This window comes from Roseibium sp. (genome assembly GCF_051016195.1).
Taxonomy (GTDB): domain Bacteria; phylum Pseudomonadota; class Alphaproteobacteria; order Rhizobiales; family Stappiaceae; genus Roseibium.
Genome location: NZ_CP134616.1, coordinates 5,414,150 through 5,438,597, shown reverse-complemented (window position 1 = coordinate 5,438,597; position 24,448 = coordinate 5,414,150). Strand labels below are relative to the sequence as shown.

Here is a 24,448-nt window from a genome sequence, read left to right as displayed (position 1 = left end):
ATCTCCACACCGGACGAGGATCGGCCGCGATCGCGTCAATGGCCTTATCGGGTGCCGGATGTCTGGGCGAGCAACTCGGCCAAGGAATATCAATCAAACCAGACGGCTTGAAGAATGAACTTAGTTGCCACCAACAGTTTCCTGAACAGTTTGCAGCCCGACGCTCTCAAGGGAGTAAAGGCGACACTCATCAATATGCCGATCCGGGAACAGGCCAAACCCAACAACCCGCCGGTCGGACCCGCATTGCTCGCCGCCAGATTGCGGGAATATGGCGCAGAGCCGGCAATCATTGATCTGAACATCTATCGTATCAGGGACGAAGATGCCGCGCGGCGGGGCCTGGATACAGGCCGTTCCTTGACGATCGCCGAAGCCCGCGGCTTGATTGGCCGCACGTTGGAAAGAGCCGGCGGCCAGCATCTGATCGGACTGTCCGGACTGATCACGACACTTCGCTGGCAGACGGAAGTCGCCAGGATCGTGCGCGAACTCGACCCGGATGCGATGCTTGTCAGTGGCGGTGGTTTGGCAACGCAGTTCCGCGCTGATCTCTTAAACTGGATTCCTGAACTGGATGCGGTGGCACACAGCGAAGGCGACGACATTGTCGTGAAGATCGCGCTGGATGCCAAGGCAATGAGAGACAAGGGCTTCGAACGGGCGTTGAACGCAGGCCTGTTATCGCCGTTCTACCGTGAAACGAGGGACGGGCGGCCGCGATTTGTCTATCACGGCGGCAGACCCGCGAACCTTGATAGCCTGCCATTGCCTGCCTACGACCTGATGCTGGAGGATGTCGACGGCTTCAAGGTGCTTGAGGAATACCTCAATGTCCCCGTGTGGGGTGGCAGCGCCAAGAACAGCTCGGCGACCAGTTTTGAAGTCAAACGCAGCATCTCCACGGTATCGAGCCGCGGGTGCCCGTTCGAATGCAAGTTCTGCTTCCGTGGCGCGCAGGGAGAACGCAACTACGGTGTCCGCAGTGCCGAAAATCTTGCGACCGAGTTCGTAGAGTATCAAAGCCGTTATGGTGTCGATTTCATCGGCCTGATGGACGACAATTTCATGGTGAGCCCGAAACGCATTTCGGCCCTCGCCGATATTCTCGAGCCCTATGCGGCGCGCGGACAACTGCGCTGGGGCGCACATGGCAGGCTGGATGAAGCAGCCGATCTGCGGCCCGACAGAAACGGCGGCTATCGCAGCGCGAAGGTACTCCGGGTCAGGGAAATGCGGCGGGCCGGCTGTATTTACATCGGGTTTGGTGCCGAGTCGGCGTCTCCTCAGGTCCTTGAGGACATGGGCAAGGGTGGCTTCATGCTCTCCAGCGGCACGGAGATGTACAATGGCTTCGAATTTCCCAGAGCCATGACACAAGGTATTCGCAATACGCTTGAAGCCGACATTCATGGCAACTGCACATGGATCATGGGCTATCCGGGTGAAACGCTGGAGCAGCTTCAGACAAGTCTGGGTTTCATCAGGTGGCAGCAGGATCTCGTGACGGAGGGCCTGACCACCGGCACGCCTGACTATGAAGATGCGATTGCTTCTATCAACACTTCCATCTTTACCGCGACCGCATATCCGGGCACCGAGATGTTCCGGCATCCGCGCGTCCGGGCGACGCTTGGCGACGTGTTCAACCTCAAATTCGATCGGAAAACAGGACAGCCTGTAGGCGACGACAATTTCAGGCTATACGTGCTTGAACTGAACGACGCTACGAAAATGATCACGAACGAAAGCGGCAGACCCCTGAACTTCAGCAGCTTGTCTGACGACGACTTTGTTTATGTGCGCGAGAAACTCGACGCACAGGATCATGACGCTGTTTTGGGAATGTAATGACCAAGAAGTTCGTAGCGATGGTGCCCGCGCGCGCCGGCAGCCAGGGTCTACCCGACAAGAACGTCCGCTCCCTTGCCGGCAAGCCATTGATGGCACACAGCATTCGTCCCGCGCTTGAATGCAGCATGATCAGTGAAACATTCATCAACAGTGACAGCGATACCTATCTTGAGATTGGCAAGGCGGCAGGCGCCGTTGCGTACCGGCGTCCGGATCATCTGGGGCGGTCCGACACCACGATGCAGGCTGTCGTCGCAGACTTCATCAGCTCACGCCGGAGCCAGGGCGACGAATTCGATGCCGTGCTCGTGCTCTATCCAACCTATCCGTTTCGGACGCCGGGGCTTCTGGAAGACTTGCTCCGCTACTATCTGGACAACCCCGGATGCCACAGTGTCATCGGGCTGAAACAGCCGGAGACCCATCCCTTTCTGTGTGCAAAGCGGGAAACCGACGGCTCTCTCAAGACATTCGTGGAATATGATGGCAACAGGTACTACCGCCGCCAGGACTATCCGGAATGCTTCGAGCTTACATCATGGGCAATGGTGATTTCAGCCGATCATGTCGGCTCGTTGAATGCACACATGATGTCGCCGGAAACGGTTGGATATGTCGTCCCCGATACCGTGCGTATCGTGGATATCGATACGGAAATCGACTTCTACTTCGCAGAATTCCTGATGGAAAAGAACTATCTCTGAGCGGGAAAAGAGCCGACAATCTGTTAAATGGCGTTACGCCCGCAACCGTCACCCCAAGCGAAACCTGACACTCCAAACCTGCGTGTCAGCCTGTTCCGGTGCCGAGTTGAAGCCGCTCGTTGCGCCGTGACGGGTCGAAGTCCTTGAGATGCTCCTCGAGCGTTTGCCTGATTGTCGGAACCATGTCGACCGCAAGCTTGTTTTCATCCATGCGCAGGTAGGTTGTCGACGGATGCCAGGGAACACCGTCCTGACCAAGCGTCAGCGCTGCTTCCTGTGGTCCGAAGCGTATGGTTGGAACATCCAGCACGCCTGAAATCTCCGTGACGCTGACATTGGCTGAAACGACGACATCACAGCAAGCCGTCAGGGCCGCAGCCGCTTCCAGATCGTCGAAAAGATCGACATCCTCGAAATTGACAAACGCACCCTTCGATTTGGCTTCGAAGAACTCGATCTCCTTAAGTGCGCTGAGATACTGCAGGTTGACGAAGGTGACGTCTTCCATGTCGATGATCGGATAAAATTCGGGGGCGGAGAGGTAGTACCGTGCGCGGTAGATCTCGAGGTTCCGTGACCGCCAACCGACGCCGACAATCGGCTTGTCAGCTCGGCTCTTCAAACGTTCAAAAAATGTGCGCGCGAGACCGAGATCGAAGGAAAATGAGGGATTGCTGGCGTTTCGAAACGACTGCAAATCCGGACGGAAAAACTTTGCGATGTCTACAACATTGGCTGTGAGATCGAAGTCGTTGTTATCCGTTGAAAGATCCGGGTTTATTTGGGCCGCTCGCACTTGGGCCGCTGGAAACGAGCGTTGAAACCACGGTACGGCCTTCGGCGCGACTTCCAGAATGACCTTCCCGGACCGCTCGATCAATTCCTGCAACATGGTGCAGCCCCGAAGAGCGTCGCCGAGTCCCTGATCGCACCAGGCAAGCACGGTTTTGCCGGAAATGTCTTCGCCTTCCCATTCGGGAACGTCGAATTGCCGTTTGTTTGCCGTGGAATTTTCGTCGCCAAAGCGGGCGTGATGCAAGGCCCAGCCGTTGGTCAAATCGCCTACCGAGAGATAAGCAAGAGAGAGGTTCCAATTGATTCCGGAAGCGCCTTCCGGAGCCAGTTTCTTTGCGTTCAAAAATGTGTCGACGGCTTCGCGACCGCGTCCCAGCATGAGATACTGGACGGCAAGCGTCACCAGGCGATGGTAGTTATTTGGGTTGTCTGCAACGGCTTCTTCCGCGTATTTCACACCCACATCAGTCCGTGAGATTGAAAACAGCACCCTTGCGGCTTCATGCTTGAGCTCCGCATTGTCCGGAAAGCGCTCGAGTGCTTCAGCGAGCTCTGCTTCAGCGATTTTGAACTCTCTCTGTTCGTGGCGGCAACGCGATCTTTCAATATAGTTTTCAGGATTATCGGGGTTGAGCTGAACGGCTCTGTGAAAGAACGCGATGGCCTTCTTGTAGTCCTTGTTCTCTCTCAGCAGCAGGCCGTAGTTGCGGTAGGCGTCCCCGAAATCCGGATACCTGACAAGCAACTGCTGGAAAATTTCTTCTGCTTCTTCCGACTGTTTCAGGCGAGTGAGGGCGATTCCCTTGATGTTGAGCGCTTCCTTTTCTTGCGGGTTGAGCGAGAGAGCCTTTTCAGAAACCGCGAGCATGCTCTCCGGGTCGGTGCCGACATCCATCATCGCTCGTGCCAGGTTGGCATAGAACGGCGCTTGGTTGGCATTCACTCCGATGGCTTTCTGAATGTATTCAATTGCGCGCTTTGGATACCCGAGCTGCCGATAGGTGACGCCGAGCAAGTGAAGCGCATCGGCGTTGTTCGGCAGCTTTTTCAGAACCTGTTTGTAGCAGCGCTGTGCCTTTTCGATCTCGCCAGACTTCTGATAGCCGAGCCCCTTGAGCATCTTCTCGCGTGTCGGATTTGGCGCTGTCTGCGTTGCCATCGTGGTTTTATCCCGTTGGAATCAGGTAAAAGACAGCATATCAGCCACGCAGCGGCATGCGCAGGACCGGGCGCCCCACGACGCAAATACGCTGGGGATAGTCCGGTGAGAAGCCGGTCTCACGCAAAGTGTGCGGAAGAGGCGGCGTTTGGTGCGGCTGGAATACGTTCGCCGATTGGGTATTCAGGCTCTTGTCACCTCGGCGATCGCTGCCGGTAGCTCGTCAAAATGTGAGATCACCTTGTCTGGTCCGAGTTCGCTCACCGGGACGGGCGTGTAGCCGAAATCAACCGCGATCACGGGAATGCCGGCGTTGCGCGCGGCATTGATGTCTGTGCCGCTGTCGCCAATCATGACGGACCCCTGGATCGATCCGCCGGCGCGCTCGATCGCCCCATGCACGGGTTCGGCGTCCGGTTTGGATACGCGGAATGTGTCGCCGCCGACGACTGCGTCAAAGTGTTTCGCAAGATTAAGTTCTTCGAGAAGCGGAAGCGTCAGCCTTTCCGCCTTGTTGGTGCACACGGCGAGCTTCCATCCTTCGCTCCTGAAGCGCTCAAGTGAGGGAACAACGCCGTCGAACGCACGCGTGTGCACCGCGATGTTGGCGGCGTAGTGCTCGATGAACTGGTCAAAGAGCGGCAGGATGGTGTCCTCGGTCCAGGCGGTTTCATTGTAGTCCAGTCCGCGTTGCAGAAGCACCTTGGCACCCATGCCGACCATATGGACGACCTTCTCCTGCGGAACGGCCGAATGACCGTTCGAGGTGAGTACGGCATTGAGCGTGGCGACAAGATCTTCCATCGACGACACAAGCGTGCCGTCGAGATCGAATACGAGAACGGACATGAGACCCTCAGGACAGGATGACGAGGCTTTTCCCTAACCTCAAAGGTGAGGAGAGGGCAAGCGGGAACAGCCTGTCAGAGCTTGTAGGCCGTGCGGAAACCACCCCAGTGCCTGCCATCGATGAGGATTGGTGCATCGACTTCCTTCATCCAGACAACGTTGCCGCCACCCATGTCGCGGGCATAGGACTGGATCAGGAACGGCCGGGTGTTTCGGGCCGCACTCAAGCCCGCACGGTCGTCGAAGATGCGTCGGTTGCGGCAGTTCGCCGTGTTCCAGACGGGGTCGTCCGGGCGCTGCGGATTGGAAAAGACCAGATTGTGAACAGGCAGATAGCCGTTTCGGTCGACAGAGGCGCAGAAAGCCATTCCATGCGGTTTGCCCTCCGAAAGAATCTCTTCCTGAATATCAGGAATGACGGTTTCAAGATGGCGCAGCGCTCGGGTTGACACCTGTTGCGGGTTCGTTCCTTCGATTGGCGCGTAGTCGGTGTCGAAAAGATCATCTATCGACATGATACGGATCGAAATGAGTCCCTGCATTGCAGCCGCAATTCTGGCGGCTCCGGTCCGGGCGCACTCAACTTCGCGTGCATGACTCTCATGGATGGAAGCGATTTTTCGCTGCAAGGCATTTTCGAAGGCCGGATCAGGGTCCTGAAAACAGCAGTGAAAGCCATTCTCTGAAACCGCAGCCAGCTTCGCCGTGACATTGCCCAATCCGCTCAGTTCGATCTGCAAGAGGTCGTTCGCGCGCAGCGTGACGTCTTCCGATGTCTTGAAGAGGCACCCGCCTTCGGAAATGTCGAGCGTCTCGCCACGCCCCGAAGCGCTGCCATTGGAAACTGTACCCGCCAGTTTCACCGGCAAGCGGTCGTGTCTGCGCCTGTTGCCCAACTCGGTTTGCCGGATCATCATCGTGAAGCGGCTCTGGAGAGACCTGGACGCGACACTCATCTGCGAGCCCGTTTCGCGGGCGCGCGTACCACCTTCCTCTGCGGACGCAGCACTGTCGGTGATCGCCTGCGCCTTCTGCACCACGATCTGTGCGAATTCGGCGGTTTTGTTGGCCTGTTCACCGATGAGGTTGGTCGTATCCACCTGGGACCGCACGGCGTCCTCGACGGCCGAAAAGCTCGGTCTTATCTTGCCGATGACTTCGATGATCCGGTTCACGGAGCCGAGGCTGTGCTCCGCGGACAGGTTCAGTTTCTCGATGTTCGAAACGATCTGTTCCGTCGCCGACTGCGTTTCAACCGAGAGAGCTTTGACCTCGCTGGCAACCACCGAGAAGCCTCTCCCGGCCTCGCCGGCCCGGGCCGCTTCGATCGTTGCGTTCAACGCGAGCAGATTGGTCTGTTTGGCAATGTCGGAAATGAGGCTGACGACATTTGCGATGTCATCGATCGCGCTTTTCAGCTCCAGAACGCCTTCATTGGCCTGATCGGCAATTTCCCGGGCCTCGTCGGCGAGTTCGTTCGATACACCGACCTGGGATCCGATCTCGCTGCTGGAGGCGGACAGTTCCTGGATTGAGGAGGCGAGACTGGAGGCGTTTTCGTCGGCGACGGAAGACTGGTCAGACAAGGAGCGCGTGTCGTGGCGGATTTTCGCAAGGGTGTCCATCTGGCTGACGAGACGGTCCTGGACATTTTCCGCCGCAACATTGATGGTCTTCGCCGCAACCTGCAGATCATCTTCCAGACTGTCGAGAACGAATTCCAGCTGTTCGGGTGCTTGTGCGTCTTCGGTTTCGGGCGAAGGTTCCTCTGCGTCCGAATCGGGCGCAGCCGGTTCCTGCGTCAGATTTTCGGAGCGATTTTGCTTTAGTTTGAAGAGGTTCATGTGTCGCCGCGCATGTCAAAACCACAGATAGTAGGGTTCAAGTTCGCAAATCAATCTAAAGTCATGGTTAATGAATTCGTTCTTCCCTGACGAAGCCAAGCTTTCTGGTAAGTCGCGAGGAATGTCACTGGACCGTAAGAGGTCGGCCATGGTAAGCACCCGGCGGTCAATAAAAAGAAGCGGTCACGCCCCATCCGCTCGGGCGGAGGCTGAAGGAATTCGGATGAGCGATCAGTTTAAAAAACAGGCAGCAGAACGGGCAGCGCAGGACGTCACATCGGGGATGCGCCTCGGGATAGGGACCGGTTCGACCGCGGAATTCTTCGTGCAGGCACTGGCCGAGCGGGTTTCAGATGGACTGGATGTGATCGGGGTTCCGACATCGGAACGCACGCGCAGTCTTGCTTCGGAACTCGGCATTCGGCTGACGACCCTCGACGACCTGCCCGAACTGGATCTGACCATCGACGGCGCGGACGAATTGGACGCCGGCCTGTCCCTGATCAAGGGGGGCGGGGGCGCGCTGCTGCGGGAAAAGATCGTCGCTTCGTCTTCCGCGAACATGATCGTGATTGCCGATGGCAGCAAGGAAGTTACGACGCTCGGTCGGTTTCCCTTGCCGATCGAAGTTGTGCCGTTTGGATTGAAGGCGACCATGAACGCGATTGCAAAGGCTCTTGAGACCACGGGCCTGCCGCAAAAACTCGTCTTGAGAGGTGGTGTTCAGGATCCCTTTGTCACCGATGGCGGGCATTACATTCTGGACGCGCATCTGGAGGCTATTCCGGACGCGCAATCCCTTGCCGGGGAGCTGGTCGATATTCCTGGCGTTGTTGAACACGGCCTCTTCATAGGGCTGGCAACAAAAGCTTACGTCGCGGGTACGAATGGGGTAAAGACCGTGGTACCTGCCTGAATTATTGTATTTGGTGTCCGAACGCGATTTCGGACAGCCACGTAGGAGTAGAAGTATGACACTCACGAGAGCTTTGCCGCGGGCCGCTGTTTTTGGCGCCGTAATGACAGCAACAGCTTTGTTCGCCAACGCCTCCCTGGCGCAGGACGCGATCTCGGAAAGCCACATGGCGGCAGCAAAACGGGTTGCTGAAGTAACGAAAGTCCTGGAACCGTTCGACGAGATTCTGCCAATCCTTGCAGAGCAGACCCGCACAGCGTTCATCCAGGCAGAGCCGACCCGCGCTGAGGAAATCATCGAGGTGGTTCAGGAAGTTGCCCTGCAGCTTGCTCCCACGCGCGGCGAGTTGAACAAGCTTGTGTATGAGGCCTGGGCGGTCAACTTCACCGAAGATGAACTCAACGATCTGGCAGCGTTCTACCAGACAGATCTTGGACAGAAGCTGACCCAGACCTTGCCGCGTGTCACGCAGCTTTCCGTCGGAGCGGCGCGGGAATGGCAGGACAAGACGTCGACCGAAATGGTCACGATCGTTCAGCAGGAACTCCAGAAACGAACCCAGGCGCAGTGATTGCCGGCTGTAACGGCAATCGCACGAAGAAGTGAAGCTGGTGCATGAAACCGGCGAACGGGCCGCGAAAGCGGCCTAATTCGTTACAAAAACACCGTTTTGGCGATGCTGGGCGGTGCTCTCCTTCGGGGCCTGCCTTGCATGGTGATCTGCAGCGCCTATCTGGGGCGGGCTTGGAACTCTCCGGGGGCAGAGAGCAGGCGAACTCAAAAAGAGGCGAAGATGACCGACTACGACTACGATCTTTTTGTTATTGGCGGCGGATCGGGTGGCGTGCGCGCCGCGCGCATTGCCGCGACGCATGGTGCACGGGTCGGGATCGCCGAAGAATACAGATATGGCGGAACATGCGTGATCCGCGGATGTGTGCCGAAAAAGCTCTTTGTCTACGCATCCAAGTTCTCCGAGGAGTTCGAGGACGCCGAGGGTTTCGGATGGTCCGTCGGTGAACGCAGTTTTTCCTGGGACAAGCTGATCGCCGCAAAGGATCAGGAGATCACACGCCTGGAGGGACTTTACCGGCGCAATCTCGAACGCACCGACGTGGAAGCGCATGACAGCCGTGCCGTCATCGAGGACCCGCATACGGTTCGGCTTCTGTCCACCGGCCAGACCCTTACCGCGAAGTACATTCTTGTCGCGGTCGGGGCTTCTCCGAATGTCGACAACTCCGTGCCCGGCATGGAACACGTGATCACATCCAATGAAGCGTTCCACATGGCGGAGCTGCCCGAAAGCATCGTGGTTGCCGGCGGAGGCTATATCGCCGTCGAATTCGCCGGCATATTCAACGGTCTCGGTGTTGACACCACCTTGATCTACCGCGGCGAGGAAATCCTGCGCGGCTTTGACATGGATCTGAGGACAACCGTCCGCCAGGAAATGGAGAAGAAGGGGATCAAGGTTATCCTTGGGGACACGTTTTCCAGCATCGAAAAACGCGACGATGGCAGCCTTGTCGGGCAAACGAAAGGCGGCAAGGACCTTGCCGTCGACAAGATCATGTTCGCGATCGGACGCAATCCGCACACGAAGGATCTCGGTCTGGAACAGGCTGGCGTCGAGACAGACCGGATCGGTGCCATCAAGGTGAGTGCGGACTCGCAGACAAACGTTCCGTCGATCTACGCGGTCGGTGACGTTACGAACAGGGCCAATCTGACCCCGGTCGCCATCCGCGAAGGGCATGCCTTTGCCGACTCGGTGTTCGGCAACAAGCCCTGGACAGTCGATCACAGCCTGATTGCGACTGCCGTGTTCTCTCAGCCCGAAATGGGAACGGTCGGTCTGACACAGGACCAGGCGCTGGAGCGAACGCCCAACCTGGATATCTACAAGTCCACTTTCCGGCCCATGAAGCACACCCTGTCCGGCCGCGACGAAAAGATGCTCATGAAAATGATCGTCGATGCCGACACCCAGAAGGTTCTGGGGGTGCATGTGGTTGGTCCGGACGCCGGTGAATTGGCGCAGATTCTCGGCGTGACCTTGCAGATGGGCGCTACCAAAGCCGATTTCGACCGGACGATTGCCGTTCATCCGACGGCGGCCGAAGAACTCGTGACCATGCGCGAGCCGACCGAACAGCTGCGCGGCTAGCCACTGCTTCCGCGTCAGGGAAACCGGACCTGGAAGCGGGTCCGGTTTTCGTTTGTCTATCCGTGCGCTTTTTTCAGCTCTTCCGTTGGAGCAGGAACATCGCCGGCCAGTTCGGCTGTCCATGCGCCCTTAGCTGCGGGCGTTTCGGAAAAAAAGGAAAAACGGCTGCGGCCGAGTGCTTTGGAATGATAGAGCGCCGCGTCGGAGAAGCCGACGAGTTGCTCCGGATCGCGGCCGTCTTCAGGTGCTCTTGCGATACCGATGCTGAGCCCGACCGCGGTCTGTTTGCCGGCGGAAAGCTCCACCGGTTCCTGGGCCGAGGCAATCAGCCTGTCGCAAAGGGCCTTCAGGTGCGACCTTGTCGTCTCCTTCCTGTAGATGACCATGAATTCGTCGCCACCGATCCGGCAGACGAGCCCCTGCCGTCCAACACCGGCATTCAGCCGCTCGGCGATGGTCTTGATCACGGTGTCACCCGCTGCGTGTCCGAAGGTGTCGTTCACGGACTTGAACTTGTCGAGGTCGCAATGAAGAACGGCAAAGCGTTTTTCCGGCAACTCCTTGGCGGATGAATCGAGCACCCTGTTGAACAACAGCCGGTTGCCAAGACCAGAAAGCGTGTCGTGAAGGGCAAGATACCGGTTTTGCTGTTCGCTGGCCTGCAGAGACGTCGTCAGGCGGCCGATCCGCCACGCGATACCAAAGGCAAGCGTGCCAAGCGCAACGCTCAAGATGGCGATCACGGGAATAATCGTCGGCCAGATCGAGGCCGTGGCGGATTCGCTCTTCCACCGGAATACGCCGATCGCTGTGTCCGATTGATCTGAAATCAGATGAAACGGTCCATCAAGCGGCGAGGGAACGCTTTCGTGGAAACTGAAGGCACGAAATGCGGGCTGCGCATTCAGCTTCTTCTGCAGCGCATCGTCGATGAAGAATGCGGACAGGAGGATCGTGGGTGCGCCATCGGGCAGTGTCGTCTCGTACCGGTCGGGCATGACCGGCATGGCGCCGTAAAGAGCAGGCTTCCCGTCAATGCGCACGAAGCCCATCATGGCAAATGCGCCCGCGTCGAGATCCTGCAGCGACCGGTGACCGAACCCGCCCGGCACACGAACCCGGTTGAGCATGAATTTTGTGGTCAGTTCGTCAACCACAGGCTCCAGTTCCGGAGTCTCTGAAAGAGGACGCATCACGATATGCGTGTAGTCTTCGAAGGACTCTGCGAGGACGTGCCGGTCGCCGGAAATCAGCATCAGCTTGTCGTGCCGGTAGTTGGTCCACAGCGCATCGAAAGTCTCCCGGGCAAATTCGGGATCAAAGGTTCTCACCAGCCTGTCGACTGACTTGTCCGATGAGGCAACGCCGATCTGTTCCCGGATGATCGTGATTTGCTGGTCGGCGACGACACTGCGGAACAGACGCTCTTCATTGGCGATGGTCTGTTGCATCGACGCGCGGGTCGCGACGAAACCGACGAAGAGCAGGGATACCGACGTGACCGCAATCAGAAGGCCTGCCAGCACAAACGCCAGGCGCGAGATGTGCTGTCTGGCGAGCTTTGGCGCCTGATCGCTGTATCGTCTCCGGAATTCGCCCAAGTTGTGAACTCTTCGTCTGCTACATCAGGTTTAGTTTTCGGTAGTGATGCGAGAGACGAATAAAGACCAAATTGATTAATATCGGGTGCGAATATTTGTAAAAGAGATAAATTGTTCTTGAGCTATTGTGACTGACGCAGACGGGTATGGTCGTTTTATCAATCTCGGGAGTCACCACACGCATCTTGAGCAGATAAATTCTGAAAGTTCGAAGACAATCAGAGGATTAACTTGCTTTGGCGCGCGTGTCCGCAGTCCCATGGGTATCGCTCGCGTCAAGATATGGCGGTAACGCAAACTCGACCGTGTCCCGGCCGTTTTCCTTTGCCCGGTAAAGGGCCAGGTCCGCCAGCCTTATCAGGTCCTTGTCGTTCAACCCGCATTCGGGTGCCGTGGCAATTCCGACGCTGACGCCGATCTCAACGCTGTTGCCACCACCGATTTCGATCGGAACCGACATGGACTTCCGAAGGTTTTCGGCAATGTCCTCAAGTTCGTTCGCGTTTTCGTATTTTGTCACCAGAACGATGAATTCGTCTCCACCGATCCGGCAGACGACCGAGTCCTTGCTGAAGTGCCGTTTGAATCGGTCTGCGACGCAACAAAGGACCCTGTCTCCGGCTTCGTGGCCAAAAGTATCGTTGATGGGTTTGAACCGGTCGAGATCGCAGGCGAACAGCGCAAAGCCCTTGTCCGGTAGACTGTCGATCGAATAGGCAAGGCGGTCGGAGAAGTGGTGCCGGTTCGGCAAACCCGTGAGCGCATCGTGGTTTGCGAAATGATGGTTCTTGCGCTCGCTCTCCTCGAGCTGTGATGACAGGCGGCTGATTTTCGCGGCGGCGGCAAAGGCGACGGTCGAGATGATCACGGTCATCAGGAGAATGAGCGGGAGAGCCATCAGCCAGATCTGCTGCCCGGGTTTTTTCTGGCTCCAGCGGAAAAAGCCGAGGACCGTGCCATCGGCGGCCGTGACAAGATGATTGGTAGGATGATCGCGCTCCGGTTCACCCCAAGTGAAGCGCAGATCGCTGTAGTTGAGGCTGTCGTTCAGTTCGGCGACCATGAGGTCATCGATATAGACGGCATTTATGAGAACGGCAGGGTAATCGTCGCGCATGTCAACGTCGCCATAGTCCGGAAGAACCGGGACTGCAACAAGAAGGGCAGGTTGCCCGTCGACAACGGCAAACTCGGAATTTGTCACCTCCAGAAGAATGGACTGGGGCAGGTACCAGTTGGCGAACGCCGAGTTCGATTGCCGCTTTCGCTCGGCGAATGTCGCGCGCGTGCGTTCGGCCAGCGCACGAATGACAGGCGCCGCCTCTGTTGTTTGTGCCGGGAACCGGATGTGGTCCTCAACGGCCTGTGCAATCAGGGTGCCGTCCGCGGCAACGACAAAGGTTCTTTCCAGATCGAACGTTTCCCAAAGGGCGAGAACGATCTGCTCCTTGAGGAAATCGCGATCGATAGGCTTCTGGAGGGCGGTAAAGGTTTCGTCCCATTGAGCGAGGTCGAACTGGTCGATCGCAATCATTTGCGTGTAGTTGCCGAGGTTGCCGGAAAAGCGGAGCTTTTCGCTATCTAGCGACCGCCGGTCGGCTTCGACCCAGGCAAGATGCGCAATGAATGTCAGCGAAGCGGCAGACATCGCGATCAAAAGCGCCGCCAGGCCGTAGATCCAAAGCTTGATCTGACGTCCAGTCGCCGACCTTACGGCATCCCCGTCCGGGGCAGCACTGGCCTTTCCCGTACCTCCAATCACGGCGAACACCCTCCTCAATCCAACGAACTGGATAGCAGAGCGAACTTAACGTCAGCTTTTGAACTTCGGATTTTCGGCGGAAACTCAATTCAAAATGCCAAGTGCCTTAACGAAGCGTTCTATTTCGTCCTCTGAATTGAACGCGTGCAGAGAGGCTCGGACAACGGAATCGAGCCCCCTGTGCGGCAGGTCAATCTGTGCGGAGGTTCCCTTGCTGACCGAAACGTTGATGTGTGCCGAAGACAGTCTCGCCTGGGTCTGCGCGGGCGTTTCCCCCTCCAGGGCGAAGGTAACGATTCCGCCCTTGCGGGCACCCTTGTCGTGAAGTGTCACGCCTTTTACGGCGGAGAGCTCCGAACGAAGTTGCGCCCCGAGTGCGCAGATCCGGTTGCCGATGCGTTCCATGCCGTAGCCGATGGCGTAACTGACAGCGACACCCAGTCCGATCTGACCCGCCACGTATCGTTCCCAGGTTTCGAAGCGCATGGCGTGCGGGACAAGTTCATAGCTGTTGTCATCCAGCCAGTTTGCAGACTGAAGGTCGATGAAAGGCGGTTCGATCTGGTCCAGAACATCATCGCTGACATAAAGGAACCCCGTGCCCCTCGGTCCGCGAAGGTACTTGCGTCCCGTTCCAGAGAGCATGTGGCAGCCAATTTCGCCGACATTCACGGGAATCTGGCCCGCCGACTGGCAGGCGTCCAGAAGATAGAGAAGCTTTGCGGAACGGGCGATTTCACCAACCTCTTCTGCCGGATTGATCAGGCCGGAGAATGTCGGGATATGCGTCAGCGCGATCAGGCGCGTCCTGGGCGTGATCGCGGATTTCAACGCGGCAAGGTCGATCTGACCGCTTTCATCGTCCTCGATAAGATCGATCTCGATATTCTTGCGTCGTTTCATCTGCAAAAAGGCGACGTAGTTCGAGACATACTCCGCACGCCCGGTGATGATCCGGTCTCCCGCGCGAAAGTCGATGCCGTAGAACGCCATGTCCCAGGCGCGGGTGGCGTTTTCGATATAGGCGATCTCGTGCGGCTTGCAGCCGACAAGGGCGGCAAGGCTCGTGTAAAATGCGGCCATCCCGCTGCTGTTTGCGCTTGCCGCTTCATAACCGCCGAGCGTTGCCTCGAGGTCGAGGTGCTGCTTGACGGCATCAAGCGCTGGCCGCAAGGCGAGGCCGGTACCGGCATTGTTAAAGTGGATCAGTTGCCCTAAACCGGGCGTGTCTTCCCGCATGGCCGCGACATCTTTTTGGGAAAGGGATGGAACAATCATGATGACCTTCGGCTTCGCGTTATCGGCATTCCACAGATCCGAGACCTGCACTCAATGACGATCACATATTTTGGATATGGTTCCCTCGTCAATGCCGACACGATCCCGGCCGACGCAAGTGTCACTCCAGGCACGCTTCACGGATGGATGAGAGAGTGGCGAGTGTGCGGCATGGGTGAGGACGGGCAGGGCCGCTGCGCCTTGAGCGTGCGCGAAGCGCCGGGCCGCGAGATCCGGGGCGTGATGGTGCGCGAACCCCGGTCCCGGCTGAAGGATCTGGAAAAGCGGGAAAAGAGATACCGCAAGGTCGAGGCTGTGGGCGATGCGTTCCGCTGCGACGCTGAGCGAACAAGCGGACCGGGCGACCTTTTTGTCTTTGTCGGTTCAGATGAACACAGTCGATGGGGCACGGACACGCATCCGATCCTGCAAAGCTATCTGGACTGTGTCCTGGCAGGGTTTTTCAGGCTCTGGGGCGAGGAGGGCATCGAGCACTTTCTCGATACCACTGATGGATGGCATGTGCCGGTTCTGCGAGACCGCGAAAGCCCCGCTTATCCGCGCGCTGTCGTTTTGCCGGATCGTCTTCGCCAGATAATCGATGCAGCCACCGCATCCAGGAACCTGACTTATATCGATGCTCCGGCGCGCAGCCGATGAACGGTTGCCCATCAGGCGATGAGCCCGTGGAGCAGGGCGCCCGCGAGATAGGCGATACCGGCGGCGCAAAGACCAATGCCGGTCGTCTCCAGTCCGGACACGATCCAGGACTTTGTCGACCAGCGCGCCTTGATCGAACCGATGAGAAAGAAGGCGAGCGCGGTCAGGACGGTAGTTTGCATCTCTGACGAACGCGACCCGAAAAGAAAGGGCAGCAGCGGAAGGCTGCCGCAGACCAGAAACGCCGTGAAAGTTGCCAGGGCCGCCTTGACCGGAGACCGCGCCGTGGAGCTTAGCCCGTACTCAGCCTGCATCATCGTCTCGATCCATGTGGCCTTGTTCGAGGTCACCAACCGGACGATTTCATCCAGATCTGCACCGCTGAAGCCCTTCGATCCGAAGATCTGCCTGATCTCTTCCCGCTCACCTTCCGGCGCGAGTGCGATGTGCTTTTCTTCGATGGACAACAGGCGGGCGTAGTCCTCCTCTTCGGATTTCGTTCCGCTGTAGTTGGCCGCCGCCATGGAAAAGCCATCGGCCAGCAGGTTTGCGATGCCGAGGATCAGGATCGTCTTTGCCGAGAGAGCCGCGCCGACCGCACCGGCAACGATTGCGAATGTGGTGACGGCGCCGTCGATTCCGCCGTAGATCCAGTCCCTGAGATAGCTGGCTGGGGGCTTTCCGGAGAGCCTGGACGCGATGTCATCGGGTCTGTGGCTGTGCTCCAGTCTTGGAGTTGGCATGAGACTGTCCTATCTTGTCGCAAGCAAATGGTGACGCGCGAGACCCGGCGCCGCCATGATCCCGGTCAAGGCCGAATTTTTCCGTGTCTTTCACCAAGACGGCCTGCGCGCCGGGTGCCTGACCAAAATTGCCGGATTGAACGGTGGCGCTTGCGCCCAACGGCGTGTATAACGCCGCACGTTTGCTGTCGTTTGGCAATCGAAAACCAATGAAAATGTCTCGGACGGCGCACTACCGTGAGAGAAATTGCGCACGTCCTGTAGGAGTAGGAAAAATGGCGGAGAAGTGGAGCCCGGAGACTTGGAGATCGAAACCGATCTTGCAGGTCCCGGAATACCAGGATCAAGAGGCTTTGGCGGATGTAGAGCAACGCCTGTCGACGTATCCGCCGCTTGTCTTTGCAGGGGAAGCGCGCGCATTGAAGCAGCAGCTTGCCGACGTTGCAGCGGGCAATGGTTTCCTGCTCCAGGGCGGCGACTGCGCCGAGAGTTTCGCCGAGCACCATCCCGATCACATCCGCGACTTCTTCCGCGTCTTCCTTCAGATGGCCGTTGTGCTCACATACGCCGCCAGCCAGCCGGTCATTAAGGTCGGCCGGATTGCCGGGCAATTCGCCAAGCCGCGGTCTTCCAACTTTGAAACGAAGAATGACGTCGAGCTGCCGAGCTACCGCGGTGACATCATCAACGACATCAACTTCAGCCCTGACAGCCGGATCCCGGACCCGAGCCGGATGGCGATGGCCTATCGTCAGTCCGCCGCGACGCTCAACCTGCTGCGCGCATTCGCGCAGGGCGGTTTTGCGAACCTTGATCAGGTGCACCAGTGGATGCTCGGTTTCATCACCGACAGCCCGCAGGGACACCGCTACAAGGAACTGGCCGACCGCATCACCGAAGCGCTTGCCTTCATGCGTGCCTGCGGCATCAGTTCAGAAAACGTTCCGCAGATGCGCGGCACCGATTTCTTCACCAGCCACGAGGCACTGCTTCTTGGCTACGAAGAGGCCCTGACACGCGTGGATTCCACCTCTGGCGAATGGTACGCGACGTCCGGCCATATGCTCTGGATCGGTGACAGGACACGCCAGCCGGACCATGCGCATGTCGAATTCTTCCGCGGCATCAAGAACCCGATTGGCCTGAAATGTGGTCCGTCCCTGACGCCGGATGGCCTGCTTGAGCTGATCGACATTCTCAATCCGGAAAACGAACCCGGGCGGCTGACGCTGATTGCCCGGTTCGGATCGGACAAGGTGTTTGATCATCTGCCGCAGCTTGTTCGCGCCGTCGAGCGCGAAGGCAAGTCTGTGATCTGGTCATGCGACCCGATGCACGGCAACACGATCACGGCGGGCGGATACAAGACGCGTCCGTTTGACCGCATCCTGAAAGAGGTGGAATCCTTCTTCGAAGTCCACCGGGCCGAGGGGACCCATGCAGGGGGTGTCCATGTCGAGATGACCGGGCGGAACGTGACCGAGTGCACCGGCGGGGCGCACGCCCTGACGGCCGAGCAACTCGGTGACCGCTACCACACCCATTGCGATCCGCGCCTCAACGCGGACCAGGCTCTGGAACTGGCATTCCTGATTGCGGAAAACCTCAAGAAGGAACGCGATGGCCGTCAGGCAACACCGATTGCGGCAAGTGCATAAAATCCACGAGCCAGTGGTCACCGAACGTTAACCAAAAAGGCGGCTTTTGCCGCCTTTTTAGGTAATTTGGACAGTCGTTTTCGCATTAGGTAAGCCACATTTAACGCTCGCGCCCCATATCTGAGGAACAGCAAATTTTCCGGAGGAGACGCAAGGGTGCGCGAGAAGTGGGATCTGTCCAGAATTTCCTGCCTGATTGCAGATGACAATCCGCATATGCGTACGATCCTGCGCTCTGTTCTGACAGGGTTTGGCATTCGCTCGATCTTCGAAGCGAGCGATGGCGCTGAAGCGCTCGAACTCGTCGTCGACCGGAAGCCGGACGTTGTCCTTCTGGATTGGGTCATGAACCCGTTCGGCGGAAGCGAGTTCCTGCGAATCCTGCGCGGCGACCGGGATCCGGTCATTTCAACCATTCCCGTGCTCGTCATCTCTGCCCATGCGAACCGGGCAACGATCATGGAAGCCATCAGCATCGGCGTCCACGGCTTCGTTGCCAAACCGATCGCGCCGGCGATCCTTTACCGGCACATAGGCGAAATCCTCGAACGGCAGGACATGAACGGCCGCTCGAAGGGGATCATGGGTCTCGGTTCACAGAAGCCGACACGCAAGCTAAACATTGCCGATGTGCAGCAGCCGCCGGGTGAAGGGCTTGCCGAAGCCGGGTCCGAAGGCGAAGATGACGCCGGTCTCGCGCTGCTTTGAGCGGCTCAGATGCGCTCGAATTGATGTCTTCCAACGCGTTTTTCAGGCGACAGCAATCTGCTTCCGGCTAATCCGATTTGAATGATTGCAACGGGACCTTCTTGCCGCTAAATCAGCAGGAACCTCTTTTCCTGGAACAGGTTCCATGATTTCCGATCACTTCAGACTGGCTGTCGCGCAGCTTAATCCCACGCTCGGAGACGTTTCCGGGAACGCAAAACTTGTCCGTGAAGCCAGGCGGGAGGCTGCGGAAGGAGGCGCGCACATCGTGCTGTCCTCCGAACTCATCCTGTCGGGATATCCGCCGGAAGATCTGGTGCTCAAGCCTGCCTTTGTCCGCAAATGCATGGACGCGGCCAGGGAACTGGCGGCCGAGACCGCGGACGGTGGCCCGGCGCTCGTGATCGGGACACCCTGGCGGGCCGAAGACGGCAAGGTGTTCAATGCGGTGCTGCTGCTGGACGGCGGTGAGATCCGCGCTGTCCGCTACAAGTACGACCTGCCCAATTACAGCGTGTTCGACGAGAAACGTGTTTTTGCCGCCGGGCCGCTGCCCGGACCGGTCGACTTTCGCGGGGTGCGGATCGGTCTGCCTGTCTGCGAGGATATCTGGAACGACGAGGTGTGCGAATGCCTTGAGGAAACGGGCGCGGAACTCCTGCTGGTTCCGAACGGATCGCCTTACTGGGTCAATCGTGCCGAAGAACGACTGCAGATCGTGGTTTCGCGCGTTGTTGAAACCGGCTTGCCTCTTGTCTACTGCAACCAGGTCGGCGGGCAGGATGAGCTGGTCTTTGATGGCGGGTCCTTCGCGCTTCAGGCGGACCGCACCCTTGCATTTCAGATGACGCAGTTCGAAACATCCCTTTCATTCAGCAATTGGCGCCGTGACGGCGAAACATGGGTCTGCGAAACCGGTGACGTCGAGAAGCTGCCGGATCTGGACGAAGCCAACTGGCGCGCCTGCGTCATGGGTCTTGGCGACTACGTCAACAAGAACGGATTTCCCGGTGTCGTTCTCGGCCTCTCGGGGGGGATCGATTCCGCGATCTGCGCCGCCATGGCCGTCGACGCCCTTGGCGCTGAACGCGTCCATGCGATCATGCTGCCCTACAGATACACCTCCGGGGAGAGCATAGCGGACGCTGCCGCATGCGCATCCGCGCTGGGCATCCGCTATGACACCGTGCCGATTGCCGAACCTGTTGAAGGTTTCAGGTCCGCACTGGGCGGACTGTTTGAGGGAACGGAAGAGGATACGACAGAGGAAAACCTGCAGTCGCGCGCGCGCGGTGTGATCTTGATGGCTGTGTCGAATAAGTTCGGCCGGATGGTGATGACCACCGGCAACAAGTCGGAAATGTCCATCGGTTATGCGACCTTGTACGGCGACATGAACGGTGGCTACAACCCGATCAAGGACCTTTACAAGACGCAGGTCTATCACCTTGCCGCATGGCGGAACGCCAACGCGCTTTCGGGACTGCGCGGGCCGGAAGGGGAGGTGATCCCGTCCAACATCATCACCAAGGTGCCGACGGCCGAGCTCAGGGAAAACCAGACGGACCAGGATTCCCTGCCGCCCTATGACGTGCTCGACGACATACTGGAATGCCTTGTGGAGGAGGAAATGTCCGTCAGCGAGATCGAGAAGCGCGGACACGACAGGGCTCTGATTCACAGGATCGAGCATTTGCTCTATATTGCTGAATACAAACGGCGTCAGGCACCTCCAGGCGTCAAGATAACGGAGCGGAATTTCGGAAAAGACCGCCGTTATCCAATCACGAACCGGTTCCGGGATCGCACTTAAGGCCATACCGGAGCCGTTCCCTTTCCTTCGGGCCCGTTTCGGGCACTCGGCTTGGCGTATATGTCCTATTTTGCTTTCCTGCGCGACAATGCGCGCTGGCTGTCCGCGAGTTATTTGCTCGCCACGTTTTCCGGTTTTGGCCAGACGTTCTTCATTTCGCTGTCCGCGGGAGATCTGCGCGCTGAATTCGGTCTTAGCCACGGCGACCTGGGCATGCTTTACATGCTGGCGACGCTCGGTAGCGCGCTTACGCTGCCTTACGTCGGCAAGAGCCTCGATCACTTTCCGGCGCAGAAAATCGCGATGGTCGTGGTCGTCAGTTTCGCCCTGTTTTGTATTGCCCTGGCGAACGCCTTCGCCGTTTGGATGGTGGCACTGGCCTTTTATGGCTTGCGCCTGTGCGGCCAGGGAATGATGACCCACACCTCGGTCACCACGGCAGGGCGGTGGTTCTCCGCACAGCGGGGCCGGGCGGTCTCGATTGCGATGCTCGGCTTTCCGACGGCCGAGGCGATCTTCCCGTTCTGCTTTGTCCTGTTGAGCGGTGTGATCGGCTGGCGCGGTGCCTGGTATGTCGCCGCGCTTGTTCTGGTCTGTGTTGCGCTTCCGGTCCTGTTCTGGTTGCTGGCGAAGGACCGCATCCCGTCAAAGGCGGAAGTCGCTTCGCTCAAGGTGGAGGGCAGGCAGTGGACGCGCGGCGAAGTGTTCCGCGATCCCCGGTTCTGGCTCGTGTCCTGCGGCATCAACGCGCCCGCTTTCATCGGCACCGCGATCCTGTTTCACCAGGTTTACCTGGTGGAGTTGCGCGGCTGGTCGCTGGAGATTTTTGTCAGCGCGTTCCTGTTCATGGCCGGAGGTGTCGTGGCAGCCTCGCTGCTGATCGGTCCACTGATCGACAGGTACTCGGCAAGAAAGCTGCTGCCTTATACGCTCCTGCCGCTGTGTGTCGCCTGTTTTGTTCTTGCCAACGTGCATGCACAGGTGGCCGCATTTGTCTTTCTCGGCCTTGTGGGGATCGGCAACGGTTTCAATGGAACACTCGTCGGCTCCTTCTGGCCGGAAGTCTACGGCACGCGCAACATGGGTGCGATTCGCGCCATGGCCTTTTCCATCATGGTCTTTGCCTCGGCTGCCGGGCCATTTCTGGTCGGCTGGCTGATCGATGTCGGCGTATCTCTGGATGTTCAGATCATGGGCATGGGTCTTTATTGCCTTGTTTTTGTCGTGATCCTGTCCCTGATGGCACGCGCCTATCGCGCAAGGCAGGCTGGTTTGGACTGACGGCACTTTTTGGTTGCCGTCCTCCCTTTCAGAAGCTAACTCAGGCGCCATGACTGTCACTGTTCGTTTCGCGCCGTCACCGACCGGCCACATCCACATCGGCAACAGCCGTCCTGCGCTCTTCAACTGGCTCTTTGCCCGGAAGGAGAATGGCCGTTTCATCCTGCGTTTCGACGACACCGACCTCGAACGCTCGAAAGCCGAATACGCGGAGTCTATCGAGAAGGATCTGCGCTGGCTGGGCATTGAACCGGACGTGATTGAACGCCAGTCCGAACGGGTGCCAAGTTATGACGCCGCAGCGCAAAAACTGAAGGACGCCGGACTTCTTTATCCCTGCTATGAAACACCGGATGAGCTTGACCGGCGTCGCTCGCGCCAGCGGGCGCTTGGCCGCCCTCCGGTCTATGACCGCGCCGGGCTGAAACAGACCGCGGAAGAGCGTGCCGCGTTCGAGGCCGAAGGCCGGAAGGCTCACTGGCGCTTCGTTCTGCCCAACCACGATGGCGACCCCTTTGAAACGAAGCGGACGGACGTTACCTGGCATGATCTGTGCCGGGGCAGTCAGTCTGTCGATCTGGCATCTCTGTCCGATCCGGTGCTGATCCGTGCGGACGGCACATATCTCTACACTTTGCCGTCGATTGTCGATGACATCGACATGGGCGTGACGCACGTGATCCGCGGTGAGGATCATGTCGCCAATACGGGTGTCCAGATCGCCATCTTCGAGGCGCTTGGAGCAAGCGCCCCGGCTTTCGGCCATCACAACCTGCTGACAACGCGCGACGGTGAGGGCCTTTCCAAGCGCAAGGGAGCACTGTCTATCGGCTCCTTGAGAGAGGCCGGGCTGGAACCGATGTCGGTCGCTTCACTGGCGGTCCTGACGGGGACAAGCCAGGCAGTGGAACCACTTCCCGACATGGACGCGCTCGTTGAAAAGTTCGATCTTTCCAGCGTCTCAAGATCGTCGGCAAAATTCGATCCCGAAGAACTCAAGAGCCTCAATGCACGGCTGGTGCACGATCTGCCCTTTGAAGCAGTCAGGGAGCGCCTGTCCGAAATGGATGTCGGCGGCGGTGCCGGTTTCTGGGAAACGGTGCGCGGCAACTGCGAGATTGTCCGCGACGCATTGCTTTACTGGAGTGTCGTCACGGGGCCAGTCACCGCGCGTGTCGATGAGGAAGACCGCGAATTCATCGCGCAAGCCAGAGAACTGTTCCCGGACGGTGACGTCTCCGAGGAAACCTGGGGTGTGTGGACAGCGGCCTTGAAGTCGGAAACCGGCCGGAAGGGGCGAGGCTTGTTCATGCCCTTGCGGCGTGCGCTGACCGGTATGGATCACGGTCCTGACATGAAGATGCTGCTGCCCCTTATTGGGCGACATAATAGTCTGGACCGACTACCCTGACCGGAGCCGAAGTTTCGGGCATTGGACGAAAGCCCTGATCGTCGGATTTGAAGACAGGCGAAACCGAAACGGCTTCGATCTCGTCTGCTTCCTTCTGCTTGCGGAGCGAAAGCAGGGGGAATTCACCATCCGAGACTGCGACAGGCTGAGCCCCGCTTGCATCGGACGAATTGCGTTCCGTCGAGAGAAAGGCGGCAACCTTCGTCACGTCAAATCCCTTCTCGAGATTGAACAGCGTGCCCGGATCTTCGTATCTCGGCAATTGCGACGAGTTCAGTGGAAGCCTTGAAAGGATTGCCGGCGCTTTGTCCGCCTCTTCGAACGTATTGCCCTGACTGGGCTGAATTGCACGGTTCGGAAGGCCTGAACTGATGTCGGAAAAGAACAGGCGTCCGCCGGACGATACGCTGACTTCGGACCACGCGGATTTCGATTTCGATTTCCCTGTCAGCCGGCAGCTGCATCCTTCGACGAATTCGGACTTGTATCTGAACGCGAATGGCTGCTCGGCATAAGGAATGCCGGCCAGTGACATCATTTGCGACTGGTCTCCGCCCGGGTTCCGGTAGACGTAGAGTTCGGTCGGGGCTGCCGGGCAGATCTCGTTGCAACGGGCGGCATCATTCACGAACTGGCTCTTGTCAGTTGAAAAGCTCACCGGAAAGAAATAGCCGTCGCAGGTGCGCACGCACAGCGTCCTGAAAACGCCGCCGGAGGGAAGTTTCGGGCGCGAGACATCCGAGCGCCTCTCTCTTCTGACGGTTGCAATCTCGCGGTCACCGGTCCGGGCTGCGGTTTGCTCCACCTGCGGTCCGGCGTTGAAGAGCCGGGAAAAGAACGATCGCTCCTTCGGCTGGTCCGAATTCGACTGCGCGTTCGCCTGCCGGTTTCGCGCCGGTGCGTTGCAGTCTTGCCTGTCAAGCGCCGCGCGCACCTGCCGGATCCGTTTCGTGTTCTTGACCGATGCGCCTCCACCGGATCGCTTGAGCTGACGCTCGATCGCGGCCAGATTGGAGTTCATACGTTTGAGTTTGCTGTTGAGGTCCCTGCATTTCGCGTTGCCGTTTTGCGCGCATCCGAAATGTCTGGCATCGCGCGAGGCCGCTGCGATCGCCTTTTCCTGCTGCCGTTTTGCTTTCGACCATTTGCGTGCGGCGGCTGACTGGGATCCGCCCGACGATTCCAGCTTCCGCAATTCTGACTTCAGGGCAGAGCAACTCGCTGCGTACACGGCATGGGATG

At 58.4% G+C, this 24,448-nt stretch carries 19 protein-coding genes; 11 read left to right on the top strand and 8 right to left on the bottom strand.

What is annotated here, in order from left to right; genetic code table 11:
* Positions 1 to 114 precede the first annotated feature (114 nt).
* Together RDA78_RS24745 and RDA78_RS24740 are read left to right on the top strand one after the other, a co-directional pair.
* Positions 115 to 1,851, top strand: coding sequence for a B12-binding domain-containing radical SAM protein (locus RDA78_RS24745; protein WP_434052423.1), 1,737 nt, complete (start codon positions 115 to 117; stop codon positions 1,849 to 1,851).
* A complete protein-coding gene (locus tag RDA78_RS24740; RefSeq protein ID WP_434052422.1) occupies positions 1,851 to 2,558 on the top strand; it encodes a cytidylyltransferase domain-containing protein in 708 nt (235 codons plus the stop codon). The genes RDA78_RS24745 and RDA78_RS24740 overlap by 1 nt, the downstream gene beginning before the upstream one ends.
* An 85-nt stretch (positions 2,559 to 2,643) precedes the next feature.
* Here the strand turns inward: RDA78_RS24740 and RDA78_RS24735 are convergent, their stop codons facing one another.
* The 3 genes from RDA78_RS24735 to RDA78_RS24725 all read right to left on the bottom strand — a co-directional run bounded on the left by RDA78_RS24735 (position 2,644) and on the right by RDA78_RS24725 (position 7,205).
* Positions 2,644 to 4,512: a tetratricopeptide repeat protein gene (locus RDA78_RS24735; RefSeq protein WP_434052421.1), complete on the bottom strand. Its 1,869-nt coding sequence runs from the start codon at positions 4,510 to 4,512 to the stop codon at positions 2,644 to 2,646.
* 183 nt (positions 4,513 to 4,695) lie between these two features.
* Positions 4,696 to 5,361 carry a phosphoglycolate phosphatase gene (gene gph / locus RDA78_RS24730; protein WP_434052420.1) on the bottom strand — a complete coding sequence of 222 codons (666 nt, stop codon included), beginning with the start codon at positions 5,359 to 5,361 and terminating at the stop codon, positions 4,696 to 4,698.
* 74 nt (positions 5,362 to 5,435) lie between these two features.
* Positions 5,436 to 7,205 carry a methyl-accepting chemotaxis protein gene (locus RDA78_RS24725; protein WP_434052419.1) on the bottom strand — a complete coding sequence of 590 codons (1,770 nt, stop codon included), beginning with the start codon at positions 7,203 to 7,205 and terminating at the stop codon, positions 5,436 to 5,438.
* A 223-nt stretch (positions 7,206 to 7,428) separates the two neighbouring features.
* On the opposite strand from RDA78_RS24725, the gene rpiA reads away from it, so the two are divergent.
* The 3 genes from rpiA (at position 7,429) to gor (ending at position 10,291) form a co-directional block, all read left to right on the top strand.
* Positions 7,429 to 8,121 carry a ribose-5-phosphate isomerase RpiA gene (gene rpiA, locus RDA78_RS24720; protein ID WP_434052418.1) on the top strand — a complete coding sequence of 231 codons (693 nt, stop codon included), beginning with the start codon at positions 7,429 to 7,431 and terminating at the stop codon, positions 8,119 to 8,121.
* Between the two features lie 103 nt (positions 8,122 to 8,224).
* Complete coding sequence (locus RDA78_RS24715; protein ID WP_434052417.1) at positions 8,225 to 8,692, top strand: DUF2059 domain-containing protein; 468 nt, start codon at positions 8,225 to 8,227, stop codon at positions 8,690 to 8,692.
* Between the two features lie 222 nt (positions 8,693 to 8,914).
* A complete protein-coding gene (gene gor, locus RDA78_RS24710; RefSeq protein ID WP_434052416.1) occupies positions 8,915 to 10,291 on the top strand; it encodes a glutathione-disulfide reductase in 1,377 nt (458 codons plus the stop codon).
* A 56-nt stretch (positions 10,292 to 10,347) separates the two neighbouring features.
* Here the strand turns inward: gor and RDA78_RS24705 are convergent, their stop codons facing one another.
* The 3 genes from RDA78_RS24705 to RDA78_RS24695 all read right to left on the bottom strand — a co-directional run bounded on the left by RDA78_RS24705 (position 10,348) and on the right by RDA78_RS24695 (position 14,932).
* Positions 10,348 to 11,892 carry a diguanylate cyclase domain-containing protein gene (locus RDA78_RS24705; protein WP_434052415.1) on the bottom strand — a complete coding sequence of 515 codons (1,545 nt, stop codon included), beginning with the start codon at positions 11,890 to 11,892 and terminating at the stop codon, positions 10,348 to 10,350.
* A 226-nt stretch (positions 11,893 to 12,118) separates the two neighbouring features.
* Positions 12,119 to 13,654, bottom strand: coding sequence for a diguanylate cyclase domain-containing protein (locus RDA78_RS24700; RefSeq protein WP_434052414.1), 1,536 nt, complete (start codon positions 13,652 to 13,654; stop codon positions 12,119 to 12,121).
* An 84-nt stretch (positions 13,655 to 13,738) separates the two neighbouring features.
* Positions 13,739 to 14,932, bottom strand: coding sequence for an aminotransferase class V-fold PLP-dependent enzyme (locus tag RDA78_RS24695; protein WP_434052413.1), 1,194 nt, complete (start codon positions 14,930 to 14,932; stop codon positions 13,739 to 13,741).
* Between the two features lie 54 nt (positions 14,933 to 14,986).
* Here RDA78_RS24695 and RDA78_RS24690 point away from each other — a divergent pair, with 54 nt between their 5' ends.
* Entirely contained in the window at positions 14,987 to 15,592 is a 606-nt protein-coding gene (locus tag RDA78_RS24690; protein ID WP_434052412.1) for a gamma-glutamylcyclotransferase family protein, read from the top strand.
* An 11-nt stretch (positions 15,593 to 15,603) separates the two neighbouring features.
* Here the strand turns inward: RDA78_RS24690 and RDA78_RS24685 are convergent, their stop codons facing one another.
* Positions 15,604 to 16,335 (bottom strand): VIT1/CCC1 transporter family protein, encoded by a 732-nt coding sequence (locus RDA78_RS24685; protein ID WP_434052411.1) that lies wholly within the window; start codon positions 16,333 to 16,335, stop codon positions 15,604 to 15,606.
* A gap of 275 nt (positions 16,336 to 16,610) precedes the next feature.
* Here RDA78_RS24685 and RDA78_RS24680 point away from each other — a divergent pair, with 275 nt between their 5' ends.
* The 5 genes from RDA78_RS24680 (at position 16,611) to gltX (ending at position 23,206) form a co-directional block, all read left to right on the top strand.
* Positions 16,611 to 17,993 (top strand): class II 3-deoxy-7-phosphoheptulonate synthase, encoded by a 1,383-nt coding sequence (locus RDA78_RS24680; protein WP_434052410.1) that lies wholly within the window; start codon positions 16,611 to 16,613, stop codon positions 17,991 to 17,993.
* Between the two features lie 156 nt (positions 17,994 to 18,149).
* Entirely contained in the window at positions 18,150 to 18,701 is a 552-nt protein-coding gene (locus RDA78_RS24675; protein ID WP_434052409.1) for a response regulator, read from the top strand.
* A gap of 145 nt (positions 18,702 to 18,846) precedes the next feature.
* Positions 18,847 to 20,514: an NAD+ synthase gene (locus RDA78_RS24670; RefSeq protein ID WP_434052408.1), complete on the top strand. Its 1,668-nt coding sequence runs from the start codon at positions 18,847 to 18,849 to the stop codon at positions 20,512 to 20,514.
* A 60-nt stretch (positions 20,515 to 20,574) separates the two neighbouring features.
* Positions 20,575 to 21,795 (top strand): MFS transporter, encoded by a 1,221-nt coding sequence (locus RDA78_RS24665; protein WP_434052407.1) that lies wholly within the window; start codon positions 20,575 to 20,577, stop codon positions 21,793 to 21,795.
* Between the two features lie 49 nt (positions 21,796 to 21,844).
* The gene (gene gltX / locus RDA78_RS24660) at positions 21,845 to 23,206 is read left to right on the top strand and encodes a glutamate--tRNA ligase (RefSeq protein ID WP_434052406.1); all 1,362 of its coding nucleotides are present in this window, start codon (positions 21,845 to 21,847) and stop codon (positions 23,204 to 23,206) included.
* Here the strand turns inward: gltX and RDA78_RS24655 are convergent.
* Positions 23,169 to 24,401, bottom strand: a complete 1,233-nt coding sequence (locus tag RDA78_RS24655) for a DUF2865 domain-containing protein (RefSeq protein WP_434052405.1) — start codon at positions 24,399 to 24,401, stop codon at positions 23,169 to 23,171. The genes gltX and RDA78_RS24655 overlap by 38 nt on opposite strands.
* Positions 24,402 to 24,448 lie beyond the last annotated feature (47 nt).

Excerpts from the sequence above, each read along its gene's own strand:
- RDA78_RS24745 (WP_434052423.1), top strand. The coding sequence starts at position 115 with ATGAACTTAGTTGCCACCAACAGTTTCCTGAACAGTTTGCAGCCCGAC.
- RDA78_RS24740 (WP_434052422.1), top strand. The coding sequence starts at position 1,851 with ATGACCAAGAAGTTCGTAGCGATGGTGCCCGCGCGCGCCGGCAGCCAG.
- RDA78_RS24735 (WP_434052421.1), bottom strand. The coding sequence starts at position 4,512 with ATGGCAACGCAGACAGCGCCAAATCCGACACGCGAGAAGATGCTCAAG.
- gph (WP_434052420.1), bottom strand. The coding sequence starts at position 5,361 with ATGTCCGTTCTCGTATTCGATCTCGACGGCACGCTTGTGTCGTCGATG.
- RDA78_RS24725 (WP_434052419.1), bottom strand. The coding sequence starts at position 7,205 with ATGAACCTCTTCAAACTAAAGCAAAATCGCTCCGAAAATCTGACGCAG.
- rpiA (WP_434052418.1), top strand. The coding sequence starts at position 7,429 with ATGAGCGATCAGTTTAAAAAACAGGCAGCAGAACGGGCAGCGCAGGAC.
- RDA78_RS24715 (WP_434052417.1), top strand. The coding sequence starts at position 8,225 with ATGACAGCAACAGCTTTGTTCGCCAACGCCTCCCTGGCGCAGGACGCG.
- gor (WP_434052416.1), top strand. The coding sequence starts at position 8,915 with ATGACCGACTACGACTACGATCTTTTTGTTATTGGCGGCGGATCGGGT.
- RDA78_RS24695 (WP_434052413.1), bottom strand. The coding sequence starts at position 14,932 with ATGATTGTTCCATCCCTTTCCCAAAAAGATGTCGCGGCCATGCGGGAA.
- RDA78_RS24690 (WP_434052412.1), top strand. The coding sequence starts at position 14,987 with ATGACGATCACATATTTTGGATATGGTTCCCTCGTCAATGCCGACACG.
- RDA78_RS24685 (WP_434052411.1), bottom strand. The coding sequence starts at position 16,335 with ATGCCAACTCCAAGACTGGAGCACAGCCACAGACCCGATGACATCGCG.
- RDA78_RS24680 (WP_434052410.1), top strand. The coding sequence starts at position 16,611 with ATGGCGGAGAAGTGGAGCCCGGAGACTTGGAGATCGAAACCGATCTTG.
- RDA78_RS24670 (WP_434052408.1), top strand. The coding sequence starts at position 18,847 with ATGATTTCCGATCACTTCAGACTGGCTGTCGCGCAGCTTAATCCCACG.
- RDA78_RS24665 (WP_434052407.1), top strand. The coding sequence starts at position 20,575 with ATGTCCTATTTTGCTTTCCTGCGCGACAATGCGCGCTGGCTGTCCGCG.
- gltX (WP_434052406.1), top strand. The coding sequence starts at position 21,845 with ATGACTGTCACTGTTCGTTTCGCGCCGTCACCGACCGGCCACATCCAC.